This is a genomic window from Ideonella sp., from assembly GCF_035254525.1.
GTDB lineage: Bacteria > Pseudomonadota > Gammaproteobacteria > Burkholderiales > Burkholderiaceae_C > Ideonella.
Genome location: NZ_DATFAN010000199.1, coordinates 1 through 11,024 on the forward strand (window position 1 = coordinate 1; position 11,024 = coordinate 11,024).

General features: G+C 70.3%; 12 protein-coding genes. 5 read left to right on the top strand and 7 right to left on the bottom strand.

The window, feature by feature from the left end; genetic code table 11:
* Nucleotides 1-201: 201 nt before the first annotated feature.
* The 5 genes from VJ693_RS22020 to VJ693_RS22040 are packed head-to-tail and all read left to right on the top strand — an operon-like array spanning nucleotide 202 to nucleotide 5,485.
* Nucleotides 202-699 carry a MarR family winged helix-turn-helix transcriptional regulator gene (locus tag VJ693_RS22020; protein WP_324157760.1) on the top strand — a complete coding sequence of 166 codons (498 nt, stop codon included), beginning with the start codon at nucleotides 202-204 and terminating at the stop codon, nucleotides 697-699.
* Entirely contained in the window at nucleotides 690-2,504 is a 1,815-nt protein-coding gene (gene arsN2 / locus VJ693_RS22025) for an arsenic resistance N-acetyltransferase ArsN2 (protein ID WP_324157762.1), read from the top strand. The genes VJ693_RS22020 and arsN2 overlap by 10 nt, the downstream gene beginning before the upstream one ends.
* The gene (locus VJ693_RS22030; RefSeq protein ID WP_324157764.1) at nucleotides 2,501-3,715 is read left to right on the top strand and encodes an MFS transporter; all 1,215 of its coding nucleotides are present in this window, start codon (nucleotides 2,501-2,503) and stop codon (nucleotides 3,713-3,715) included. Before arsN2 ends, VJ693_RS22030 begins: the two co-directional genes overlap by 4 nt.
* Before the next feature lie 58 nt (nucleotides 3,716-3,773).
* Nucleotides 3,774-5,249 carry a permease gene (locus tag VJ693_RS22035; protein WP_324157767.1) on the top strand — a complete coding sequence of 492 codons (1,476 nt, stop codon included), beginning with the start codon at nucleotides 3,774-3,776 and terminating at the stop codon, nucleotides 5,247-5,249.
* Nucleotides 5,246-5,485: a thioredoxin family protein gene (locus VJ693_RS22040; RefSeq protein WP_324157769.1), complete on the top strand. Its 240-nt coding sequence runs from the start codon at nucleotides 5,246-5,248 to the stop codon at nucleotides 5,483-5,485. The genes VJ693_RS22035 and VJ693_RS22040 overlap by 4 nt, the downstream gene beginning before the upstream one ends.
* A gap of 24 nt (nucleotides 5,486-5,509) precedes the next feature.
* Here VJ693_RS22040 and VJ693_RS22045 read toward each other — a convergent pair whose 3' ends face one another.
* The 7 genes from VJ693_RS22045 to VJ693_RS22075 form a co-directional block, all read right to left on the bottom strand.
* Nucleotides 5,510-5,917: a hypothetical protein gene (locus VJ693_RS22045; RefSeq protein WP_324157771.1), complete on the bottom strand. Its 408-nt coding sequence runs from the start codon at nucleotides 5,915-5,917 to the stop codon at nucleotides 5,510-5,512.
* 22 nt (nucleotides 5,918-5,939) lie between these two features.
* Entirely contained in the window at nucleotides 5,940-7,040 is a 1,101-nt protein-coding gene (locus VJ693_RS22050) for a 4Fe-4S binding protein (RefSeq protein WP_324157773.1), read from the bottom strand.
* A gap of 10 nt (nucleotides 7,041-7,050) precedes the next feature.
* Entirely contained in the window at nucleotides 7,051-7,533 is a 483-nt protein-coding gene (locus VJ693_RS22055; protein ID WP_324157775.1) for a hypothetical protein, read from the bottom strand.
* Nucleotides 7,530-8,183, bottom strand: a complete 654-nt coding sequence (locus VJ693_RS22060) for a hypothetical protein (protein WP_324157777.1) — start codon at nucleotides 8,181-8,183, stop codon at nucleotides 7,530-7,532. The genes VJ693_RS22055 and VJ693_RS22060 overlap by 4 nt, the downstream gene beginning before the upstream one ends.
* Nucleotides 8,180-8,629, bottom strand: coding sequence for a hypothetical protein (locus VJ693_RS22065; RefSeq protein ID WP_324157779.1), 450 nt, complete (start codon nucleotides 8,627-8,629; stop codon nucleotides 8,180-8,182). The genes VJ693_RS22060 and VJ693_RS22065 overlap by 4 nt, the downstream gene beginning before the upstream one ends.
* An 11-nt stretch (nucleotides 8,630-8,640) precedes the next feature.
* Complete coding sequence (locus tag VJ693_RS22070; RefSeq protein ID WP_324157781.1) at nucleotides 8,641-9,492, bottom strand: molecular chaperone TorD family protein; 852 nt, start codon at nucleotides 9,490-9,492, stop codon at nucleotides 8,641-8,643.
* 17 nt (nucleotides 9,493-9,509) lie between these two features.
* On the bottom strand, nucleotides 9,510-11,024 hold a 1,515-nt coding region (locus VJ693_RS22075), incomplete at its 5' end, for a molybdopterin dinucleotide binding domain-containing protein (RefSeq protein WP_324157783.1).

Consider the following 11,024-nt stretch of genomic DNA (forward strand, 5'->3'; position numbering starts at 1 on the left):
GTGCTGATCGAGGTGCCGGTCATGCTGCTCGTCGTGCGGGTCGTCAACCGCAGCAAGGGCTGGTACGAGGCAGGCGCGTCCGCCTGACGACTCCCCCACCGAACGGAGCCGCGGCTCCGTTCTTTCGACCACGCTAGTTGCTATTGACAACTTCAACCGAGGAACGCACAGTGCCACCGGATAGTTGCTACAAGCATCGACATGGACCGCACCGTCACCCCGCCCGGCCTGGCCGGCAGCCTGCTGCGCGAGGTCGCGCGGCTGTACACCCGCGCGCAGCGCGTGGTCGCCGATTGCTGCCACACCACCAGCACCCAGTGCCACCTGCTCACCGAGCTCGCCCGCTCGGGGCCGCAGCCACTGTCGGAGCTGGGCGCGCGGCTGTTCCTGGAAAAGAGCTGGGTGTCGCGCGCGGTCGACGCGATGGTCGCGCGTGGTCTGGTCACCAAGGAGCCCAACCCCGCCGATGCAAGGAGCTGGCTCGTGACGCTCACCGCCGAAGGCGAGCGCACCGTCGCCGAGCTGAACCGCACGCTCGATGAGCACGCGGACCATCTGCTGGGGGCGCTGAACGAGCGCGACCGCGCCGCTGTCGAGCACTCCCTGCTGCTGTTGATGAAGGCCCTGCGCGAGGACACCGCAGCCACCTGCTGCCTGCCGCCGGCCGAAGCGAAGGAATCGAGAACCCCATGTCGCTGAACCCCACCCCGAACATCACGCTGCGCCCCGCCGGCGCGGCCGACTGGCCCGCCGTCGAGGCGCTGCTGCTGGCGAACAAGCTGCCCACCGAGGGCGCGCGCGATCACCTGTCGACCTACCTGCTGGCCGTGTGCAATGGCGAAGTCGTCGGCTGCGCCGGTGCCGAGGTCTATGGCGACATCGCGCTGTTGCGCTCGGTGGCCGTGGCCCCGGGGCTGCAGCAACGCGGCATCGGCCAGGCGCTGGTCGGCCGGCTGCTGCAGGAGGCGCAGCGCCGCCAGATGCGCGCGGTCTACCTGCTGACCGTCACCGCGCCGGAGTACTTCGCCCGCTTCGGCTTCAAGCGCCAGAAGATCGAGAGCGCCCCCGACGCGCTGAAAGCCTCGACCGAGTTCCAGGGCGCATGCCCGGCCTGCGCGGCCTTCATGGCGCTGCCGCTGGCCGACAGCGCCGGCGCGCCGGCCGGCGACCTGCCCGTGGCGGTGATCGGCGCCGGCCCGGCCGGCCTGGCGGCGGCCGCGCGGCTGATCGAGCGCGGCATCGACGCGATCGTGCTCGAGGCCGGCCCGGCCGTCGCGATGAGCTTTCGCGATTTCGGCCACGTGCGGCTGTTCTCGCCCTGGCGCTACAACATCGACCGCGCCATCGCCGCGCAGCTCGAAGCCACCGGCTGGCGGGCGCCACCGGCGGAGGAGGTGCCGCTTGCCCGCGAAGTCGTCGACCGCGTGCTGCAGCCTTTTGCCGAGCTGCCGGCCGTAGCCCGAATGCTGCGCCTGAACACCCGGGTGCTGGCGATCAGCCGTGAGGGCTTCGACAAGGTCAAGACCGCGGGCCGGGAAGCCGCGCCCTTCGTGATCCGCGCGCTGCAGGGTGGTGAGCCCGTCGAGATCCGCGCCCGCGCGGTGATCGATGCCAGCGGCACCTGGTCGACACCGAACCCGCTGGGCGCGAACGGCTTGCCCGCGCTGGGCGAGAAGGAGAACGCCGAGGCCATCTACTACGGCATTCCCGATGTGCTGGGCCGCGACCGTGCGCGTTATGCCGGCCGGCGCACCCTCGTGGTCGGCGCCGGGCACTCGGCGGCGAATGCGCTGCTGGCGCTGGCCGAGCTGGCTCGGGTGGACCCGGCCACGCGCTTCGTCTGGGCCGTGCGCAGCGAATCGCTCGCCCGCGTCTTCGGCGGCGGTGACGCCGATGCGCTGCCCGCCCGTGGCGCGCTCGGCAGCGCGTTGAAGGCCCTGCGCGACAGCGGGCGGATGGAGTTCGTCGCGGGCCTGCACATCGCGGCCATTCGCCGCACGGGCGGCCAGCTCACCGTCGAGGGCCGCGGCCCGCGGGGCGAGACGCTTCGGCTGGAGGGTATCGACCAGATCGTCTGCGCCACCGGACAGCGCCCGGACCTGGGCATGGTCGGCGAGCTGCGGCTGAAGCTCGACCCCTGGCTCGAATCGACCGAGGCGCTGGGTCCGCTGATCGACCCGAACCTGCACAGCTGCGGCACCGTGCGCCCGCACGGCCATCGCGAGCTGGCGCACCCCGAAAAGGGCTTCTACACGCTGGGCGTGAAGAGCTACGGCCGCGCGCCGACCTTTCTGATGGCCACCGGCTTCGAGCAGGCGCGCTCGGTCGTCGCGGCCATCGCCGGTGATCTGGCGGCCGCCGACTGCGTGGAGCTCGACCTGCCCGAGACCGGCGTGTGCAGCGCCGGGCCGGACGTGTCGATCGGCGGCGATGGCGGCGCGTGCTGCGGCAGCGCCACCCCGGCGGCGCAGCCCGTGCGCGCTGCCAGCCGCTGCTGCGGATGACGCGCCGGCGCGCCGCGGTCGTCGCCGGCCTGGGCACGGCGCAGACGCTGGCCTGGGCCTCGTCGTACTACCTGCCCGCCGTGCTCGCCGCGCCGATGGCGCGCGAGCTCGGCACCGGCGCACCCACGGTGTTCGCGGCCTTCTCGGGGGCGCTGGTCGTCTCTGCACTCGTCGGGCCCGTGGCCGGCCGCGCGATCGACCGCCACGGCGGCCGCCCGCTGCTGATCGCGACCAGCCTGCTGTTCGCCGCCGCGCTGGCCGCCCTCGGCCTGGCCGCCAGCGTCGCCACGATGGCCGCCGCCTGGGCGCTGATGGGCCTGGCAATGGGCACCGGCCTGTACGAGGCCGCCTTCGCGACGCTGGTGCGGCTGTACGGCCACGGCTCGCGCAACACTATCACCGGCATCACGCTGATCGCCGGCTTCGCCAGCACGGTGGGCTGGCCGCTGTCGGCCTGGATGGAGGCGCAGGCGGGCTGGCGCGGCGCCTGCTTCGGCTGGGCGGCGCTGCACCTGTTGATCGGGCTGCCCCTGAACGCGGCGTTGCCGAAGGCCAAGGCCACCGGGCCGGAGACGCCGGGCAACACCGGCCCGGCAGCCACCGACCCCGCCGATCCCAGCAGCCCCGCCACCACGGCGGCGTCGGTGGGCCGCTGGACGGGCGCCCTGCTCGCCTTCGTCTTCGCCGCCACCTGGTTCATCAGCACCGCAATGGCCGCCCACCTGCCACGCATGCTGCAGGCTGCCGGCGCGAGCCTGGCCGCCGCCGTGGGCGTCGGCGCCTTGATCGGGCCGGCGCAGGTGGCTGGGCGCTTGCTCGAATTCGGCTTCCTGCGCCGCGTGCACCCACTGCTGTCAGCCCGCCTCGCGGCGCTGGCCCATCCGGCCGGGGCCGCCACGCTGCTGCTCGCTGGCCCGGTGGCGGCACCCGTGTTTGCCGTGCTGCATGGCGCGGGCAATGGCATCCTGACGATCGCCAAGGGCACGCTGCCACTGGTGCTGTTCGGCCCACAGGGCTATGGCGCGCGCCAGGGCTGGCTGATGCTGCCGGCCCGCGTGGCGCAGGCGATGGCGCCCTTCCTCTTCGGCCTGGCCCTGGACCGGCTCGGCGCGCCCGCGATGTGGCTGTCCGCCGCGCTGGGCATGGCGGCCTTCGTGGCGTTGATGGCTGTCAAGGCGCAGAGCACCAGGGCGGGCATGCTGCGCCGATGAAGAGACTGCCGATCGTCCGCAAGCGCATCGTGCCGTCGGTGCGTTCCGGGCGGCGGACATGGAAACTGCCCTCCACCTGCTGATCGGCGGCGCCGGCAACCTGGCCGCGTACCTGGCGGCCCACGTGCTGCTGTGCCTGCTGCCGGCCTTCTTCATCGCTGGCGCCATGACCGCGCTGATCCCCAAGGCCAGCATCACGCGCTGGCTGGGCCGCAGCGCGCCCTACCGGGTGTCGTATCCGGCGGCCGCGGCGGCCGGCTCGCTGCTCGCGGTGTGCTCCTGCACCATCGTGCCGCTGTTCGCCGGCATCTACAAGAAGGGTGCCGGGCTGGGGCCGGCGATGACCTTCCTGTTCTTCGCACCGGCCGGCAACGTGATGGCGCTCGCCTACACCGGCAGCATCCTCGGCGCGGAGTTCGCGCTCGCGCGCTTCGTGTTGTGCCTGCTGTTCGGCATCGGCATCGGCATGCTGATGGCGATGCTGTTTCGGCGCGATGACGCCAGCCACGACGCCCGGACCGACAACCTGTTCGCCGAGCAGGCCCGCATCGGCCCCGCCGCCACCGGCGTGCTGCTGTCGCTGGTGGCGGTGCTGATCGCCGGCACGCTCAAGTTTTCGCTGCTGAGTGCCGGCATCGCATCGGTCACGCTGCCGCTGCCGTGGGCCGAAGCCTGGCAGGCCACGCTCATCCATTGGGTGCCCTTCGACGCGGCCAAGGGCGAGGAAGGCGTCAGCGTGCAGGGTGCGCTGCTTATCCTGCTGTTGCTGCTGATCGGCCTGAGCGCCTGGAAGGGGCTGGAGAACATCGTCGAGGGCGCGAACCGCTGGACCTGGACCGCGCTGGGCCTGTCCGCAGCGACGCTGCTGGTGGCGGCGATGCGGCTCGTGCCCGGCCCCGCCGGCCTGGAGCTCGTGCTCACCGGGCGCGTGCTGGCGGTCGGCCTCGCCCTGTGGGCCGTGCTGCACTATGCGCGGCGGCTCGAAGCCGACGCCTGGCGGGCCTGGCTGTGGGAATCGTGGCGCTTCATCAAGCAGATCTTCGTGCTGCTCGTGGCGGGCGTGTTCGTGGTCGGCGTCGTTCGGCAGCTGATCCAGCCCGAATGGATCCAGAGCCTGGCGGGCCGCAACGACCTGATGGCCAACGCGGTGGCGGTGGTGTTCGGCGTATTCATGTACTTCCCGACGCTGGTGGAAGTGCCGGTCGCGCGCATGTTCCTCGACCTGGGCATGCACCCCGGGCCGCTGCTGGCCTACCTGATGGCCGACCCGGAGCTGAGCCTGCAGAGCATCCTGATGGTCGCCGCCGTGATCGGCCGGCCGAAGACCTTCGCCTATGTCGGCCTGGTGGCCGTGTTCAGCATCGCGGCCGGCTTGCTCTATGGCGCCTGGGTGGACGGCGTGAGCCCGGTCTGGCTCGCCAGCGGGCTGCTCGGCTTCGTCGGTTCGCTGGCGGCGCTGCTCGCCTGGATGCTGCGGCGACGGGCCGCTCCGGCCCGTGCCGATCAACTTGGACAGGAAGGACAGAAAGCATGAAGACCGTGAAGATCCTCGGATCCGGATGCGCCAACTGCAAGAAGCTCGAAGCGGTGGCACGCGAGGCCGCATCCAGCGCCGGCATCGAAGCCCAGTTCGTCAAGGTCACCGACATGAAGGACATCATGGCCTACGACCTGATGTCGACGCCGGGCCTGGTGATCGACGAGAAGCTGGTCAGCAGCGGCCGCATTCCGACGCAGGCCGAGATCCGGCAATGGATGGGCGCCGCGTGATGGCCTGGCGTCAAGCCTGAGCAGTCACTGCCCCTGCTCGGGCAGGTTTCCGTCGACCACGCTCGTGTGCCATCGCGCGGCATCCTCCACCGCCTGCACCAGGGGCATGTTCGCCTCGACCCGCTCGACGATCAGGCGCTGCAGGATGGCGCCGAGCATGGTCGCGTTGTCGCTCATGTGCGGCTGGATCTCGGCGAGGAACTGGCAAGTCGGCGGGTCGTAGGCGTAGCCGGACATGAACTCGCCGATGTCCTTGTCGGTGGCCAGCGCGTAGCACAGGTCGTAGACGAGGTTGAAGGCCCGGGTGAGCTGGGCCTCGTCCATCGGCCCGAGGTTGGAGCGCACCTCCTCGACCAGGCCGCTGCGAAAGTCCTGCAGGGTGTAGTCGGCGTGGCCCTTGACCACGTCTTGCGTCGTGAAGTCCCATTCCATGGTGTCGTTCTCCCTGCTGCGGTCAGCCGAAGATGGCGGTGAAGGCGTCTTCGTCGTCCCGGCACACCGGGCAGGTCGCCTCGGGAGACGCTGACGCGAAATGCCGGTCGCAGCGCGAGCAGCGCTGCTTGTTGCGGCTGATGAGCGTGATGGGCGCCTGCCCGGGCCGCACGTCGAACGATGCGTCGGCATCCAGCACGCGCGGTTGACAGGCTTCGAGGCAGACCTGGCAGCCCACGCAGCGGTCGGCCTGGAACGTCAGGGCCCAGTCGCCGGGGTTCTCGACGATCTCGATCGCCCCGGTGGGGCACACCCTGAAGCAGGCCTCGCACAGCGTGCAGCCCGATTGCAGCGAGAGCTGCATCAGCGGCAGCGATTCGTCGAGCTCCCAGTGCAACGCCTGGTCGTCCTGGCGCCGGGTGACGATCTGCAGCAGCTCGCGCCGCTGCGACATCACTTGCGCGCCGGCGCGGATCGCCTGCTGCGGCACCTTGTCCGGCGTGCCCGGCTGCCCCGCTGCGGGGGCCTGCTCAGCGCCATGCCGGAAGATGCGGCGAAACAGGCTGCGCCGCGCGGCCGCGCCGCTGCCCTTTCGCGCGTCGCGTTCTCGCACGCCAGGCGGGCGCTCGTCGTCGGCGAGCAAGGGCATCACCCAGTCGGAAGGTGTCTCGGCCGCGTCGCGCAAGGTCTCCACCGCCTGCAGGTTGCGCTGCCATTGCGCTTCACCCGTGCGCCCATGGGCGCAGTCGTGGCAATGTGACGCGCCATGCAGGCTCACCGGGATGCGCCGCCGGGCCATGTAGGCCAGCCAGACGGCGTCGACGGCCCCCAGGCAAGGCACCACGGCATCGCCGCTGCAGCCGGAGGGCTCGCACGCCATTCGCCAGGCGGGCCGCTTGATCGCTTCGCGCAGCAGCTCGATCGGCTGGAACGCCGCGCTCGACCAGGCCTGCGTGGGGCAGGCGTCGATGCACAGGCCGCACTCCCGGCAGGCCTCCTTGCTCGCGACAGCCCCCTCATCCGACAGCGTGATGGCCCCATGCGGGCAGGCGTCGGCGCAGCGGCGGCATTCGCTGTAGCGGTAGCGATAGCGCGTGCAGGCGATGGCTCGGAAGTCGGGCACGGCAGGCAGATCAGGGTTTGGGTTGGCTCTTCAGCACCTGCAGCGTCTCGCCCGATTCACAGGTGTTGCGCGGGATGACGAAACTGTGGCCCGTGCCCGGCGCCGAAGACGAGTTGACCGACTCCAGGCTCTTGCGCACCGAAGCCCAGGCGGTGTCGCCGCCGCGCACCGCGAAGATGGACTTGCCCGGGTACCGGCCGGCGAGCGCCACGCCCACCTTGCGGGCCTGGGCATCGGTGTCGGCCACCACCACCACCGAAGCGGTGGGCACGATGCGCAGGCCGGGTCGGTAGGGCAAGGCATCGTCCAGGGGCAGCTCGCGCCGCCGGGCATCGCTGCGGGCATCGATCACGCAGCATGGCGGGTTCGTCTTCAGGGCCGCCACGAGTTCCACCTCGCCCTGCAGGCTCACGCCCGCCTGGGCGCCAGCCGTGGCCAGCAGGCAGGCCAGCGGCACGGCGAGGCGGTAGAGGTGTTGGGTGATGAACGTCATGGCGGCAACCACTCGTCCCGGCGGTGGTAGAGCAGCGTGGGCAGCGCCACCTGGGTGACCTGCCCAAAGTTGATCCAGTCGGCGATGGCGGGGGCCGGGTCGTGCAGCGGCGCGAGCCAGAGCGCGTCGCCCAGGGCCTCGACCATGCCGGCGCAGAGATTGAGGTCGATGTCGTCGCGGATGTCGGCCCGCAGCAGCACGCTTTGCACGCCACGGTGCACCATCTCTTCGAGCCAGGGCTGTGCCCGCACGCCGGAGGCGTCGCCGTTGGCGCGCAGCACCTCCCAGACCGGCTCGCACAACGACGGGGTGACCACGCGAAAATCGGCGTTCGACTCGGTCTCGAACGACCAGCTCACCGCCTGCCGCTGCACCGGCACATGCAGCCCGACGCGCGCCGCCCCGAAGCGCTTGAACAGGCGCGAAACGGTTGCACTGTCCAGCAGCGCCGCCTCACCCACGTAGACCCGCGCCACGCCGGCATCCAGCAGCGTGTTGGCGACCTTCTCCGGCTCGCCATTCAGAACGACCTGGGCCCGCCCGATGGACTGCACCAGATCCGCCATGCGAGGCGAATACTGCAGCAGCGTGGGCACGTTGGGCAGCACCTCGGTGGTGCTGCGCGCCAGGCAGCAGAACCGCGGGGTCATGGCGACGCCGTGGCGGTCTCGAACTTCGGCAGCATCAAGGGCCAGACGGGGCACTCGGCATCGGGCGCCAGGCCGACCAGCAGCGGCCTGAGCTCGTGCAAGGTGGCGTAGATCGGCTCGATGCGGATGCCGAGGTAGGCCGGGCGGTAGCGCCCGAGCGCCAGCAAGGCATCGTCGAGCATCAGCAGCGCACCTTCCTGGTTGCGGTTCTGCGTGAAGAACAAGGCCAGCGTGGCGAAGGCCAGGGCCTGCAGGAACTCGGCCTCGGGGTCGCGCTGCCCCAGCACGCTGTCGCGCACCAGGCGTGACCAGCGCTGGTTCAGCCAGTCGTGCAGCGTGTTCAGGTCGTTGCTGTTCCACAGCACGGCCACCTCGGCCCAGTCGAGTTCGGACAGCACCTGCCGGTCGGGTGCCGAGAAGGGGCGCGAATGCAAGTCGACCAGCATGGCCTTCACCTTCAGATCTGCAGGTCCTGCAGCGGGGAAATGGGAATCACCCGCGCCGCGCCGCCATCGGGCCGGCCGGGCGTGCAGCCGCCGCACACCGGCTCGTCGAGGTTGAACTCGACCTTGACGTCCGCCTTGGGCACCTCGAGCTGGCCGCGGTCCAGGTCATCCAGCTTGCTCAGGCCCATCGCCGCGATCTCCTCGCTGGCGAAACCGCCGAGCATGCGCGCCATCTCGCGGTAGAACGAGTGGTTCGATGCGCGTGCGATCAGGCCGCTGTAGCCGCGTACCCAGCGCCCCAGGTGCAGCGCCCAGAAACGCTTGACCTCCTTGTCCAGACCCTTGAAGGCGGCCACGTCGCCACGCGCCAGGGCCGCGGCGGCCTGTTCGAGCAGCTCGGCCACGAAGCTCAGCTCGATGCCGAGCTGATCCGCGAAGACCTCGAAGCGCCCGCGCCGCACCTCGAAGCCGAGGCGCCGATAGACCTGCAGCACCTGGAAATGCGGGTCCTGCTTGAAGCGCCCGGTCAGCCGCACCGATTCCACCGGCGGGAAGCCGCCCGAGGAGGCGAACAAGGTGGCGTACTCGCAGGCCAGCGCGTCTTCCAGCGCGGCCGGCTCGGCACCCAGGAAGTCGGCACCGAAGACCACCCCCATCTGGCGCAGGCTGTGCAGCATCTCGGGCGCGCGCAGGGCCTGCAGGAAGCGTTCGGAGGGCTCTTCCACGAACACCCCGGCGAGGATGCGGTAGATCTGCGCCCGGGCCAGCAACTCTTCCTGAAGCGCCAGCGGGTCGAGATCACTCGCGCCGGCGCCTGCCCCGGCGGGCAGGTCGTCTTCAAGGGCCAGTTCGAAACCGAGCACGGCTGCCTCCTTCGCGTTCAGTGGCCACCGGCCGCCTTGTGCTTGACGCTCTCGGGGCCCGCCCAGGACGCCATCTCGGGATGCATCTTGCGGTGCAGATCGCCGGTGTAGGCGTAGCGCATGGTCTCCTTGAAGGCGGCCACGTGCTTGTCCCAGTTGCCCTCGGTATCGCCGTACTTGTCGTTCGGGCCGGCCTTGGTGACCCGCACCACGGTGTCGTACCAGCCCTGCGAGCCGCCGATCGGGTCGGCCACCACCGGGATGATGTTGTTCGGGTGCACGCCCTTGTCGTCCCACCAGACGTTGGCGAGATCGGGGTCGTCCTGGCCGTGGCTCGCGTCGCCCTTCGCGCTCCTGTGCTTCAGCGTCGCCAGGCGGCCGTACTCCCAGTGGCCGAAGCCGGTGGGAATGGACACCACCTTCGGGTGGATGCCCTCGGTGACGAAGGCCTTGGTCACCAGGTAGCCCACCGCGCTTTCCACCCGCACCAGGTCGCCCGTCTTGACGCCCAGCTTCGCGGCCGTCTCGGGGTTCATCCAGGCCGGGTTGCTGTGCGCGATCTCGGCCAGCCACTTCACCGCCGCCGTGCGCGACTGCTTGTGCACGTTGAGCTTGAAGGTCGAGAGGATCAGCTCGTCGTCCTTCATCGTCTCGTGCCAGGGAATGCGCTTGAAAGTCGGCATCGGGTTGAAGCCGTACTCGGCCCACTGGTCCACCCGCACGTTGATGACGCGGTTGCCGGTCGGAAAGCCCACGTAGTTCTTGCCGCCGCGCTGCACCCCGATGGCATGGCCGCCCTTGGTGATGAGGCCGCCCTTCTCCACCGTGGCGCCGGCCATGTCGGCCGCCGACAGCTCCTTCTTGTAGAGCCCGTATTCGGCCTGGATCTCGCGGCCCGTCTTGTCCGAGACCTTGCCGGTCTTGGGGTTGAGCTTGCCGTAGATGGGCCAGACGCCGTGCTGCTTGAGGAAGTTCAGGCCGCCGGCCTCCTTCAGGCCAGGCACGTTGTCGAAGTGATGGCGCATGTAGTCTTCGCCATCCTTGAACTCCCAGAACTGCTTCATCCCGCGTTGGCCGTCGGGATCGAGCCTGTGGATGATGTCGCGCAGCATCACGCGGTTCTCGCGCGATTCACCCAGCGACTTGTGCACCGGCTGGCGAATGCCCAGCCAGGGCCAGAGCGAGTTCGGCATCGACTCGGGCTCCCAGCGCTCCAGGTAGGGGCAATCGGGCAGGATGAGATCGGCCATCGCGGTCTCTTCGCCCATGAAGGGGCTCATCGAGACCAGGTAGGGGATGAGCTTCTCGTCCTTGAACAGCTTGCCCCACACCGCCATCGAGCCCGGGTTGGTGTAGACCGGGTTGTCCTGGTAGGTGAAGTAGACGTTGACCTTCTGCTTGCCCTCGGCGATCCAGAAGGGCACCAGGTGGCTGACCTTGTGCGCCGCCAGCGGGTAGTCGGGCGGATGCGACAGGTAGGAGTCTTTCGCCGGCTTGCCGGGCTCGGGCATGGGTTGTGGCCAGCCCATGCC

Bases quoted from the DNA above. Each gene is read 5' to 3' on its own strand.
- VJ693_RS22020 (WP_324157760.1), top strand. From the start codon at position 202: ATGGACCGCACCGTCACCCCGCCCGGCCTGGCCGGCAGCCTGCTGCGC.
- arsN2 (WP_324157762.1), top strand. From the start codon at position 690: ATGTCGCTGAACCCCACCCCGAACATCACGCTGCGCCCCGCCGGCGCG.
- VJ693_RS22030 (WP_324157764.1), top strand. From the start codon at position 2,501: ATGACGCGCCGGCGCGCCGCGGTCGTCGCCGGCCTGGGCACGGCGCAG.
- VJ693_RS22035 (WP_324157767.1), top strand. From the start codon at position 3,774: ATGGAAACTGCCCTCCACCTGCTGATCGGCGGCGCCGGCAACCTGGCC.
- VJ693_RS22040 (WP_324157769.1), top strand. From the start codon at position 5,246: ATGAAGACCGTGAAGATCCTCGGATCCGGATGCGCCAACTGCAAGAAG.
- VJ693_RS22045 (WP_324157771.1), bottom strand. From the start codon at position 5,917: ATGGAATGGGACTTCACGACGCAAGACGTGGTCAAGGGCCACGCCGAC.
- VJ693_RS22055 (WP_324157775.1), bottom strand. From the start codon at position 7,533: ATGACGTTCATCACCCAACACCTCTACCGCCTCGCCGTGCCGCTGGCC.
- VJ693_RS22060 (WP_324157777.1), bottom strand. From the start codon at position 8,183: ATGACCCCGCGGTTCTGCTGCCTGGCGCGCAGCACCACCGAGGTGCTG.
- VJ693_RS22065 (WP_324157779.1), bottom strand. From the start codon at position 8,629: ATGCTGGTCGACTTGCATTCGCGCCCCTTCTCGGCACCCGACCGGCAG.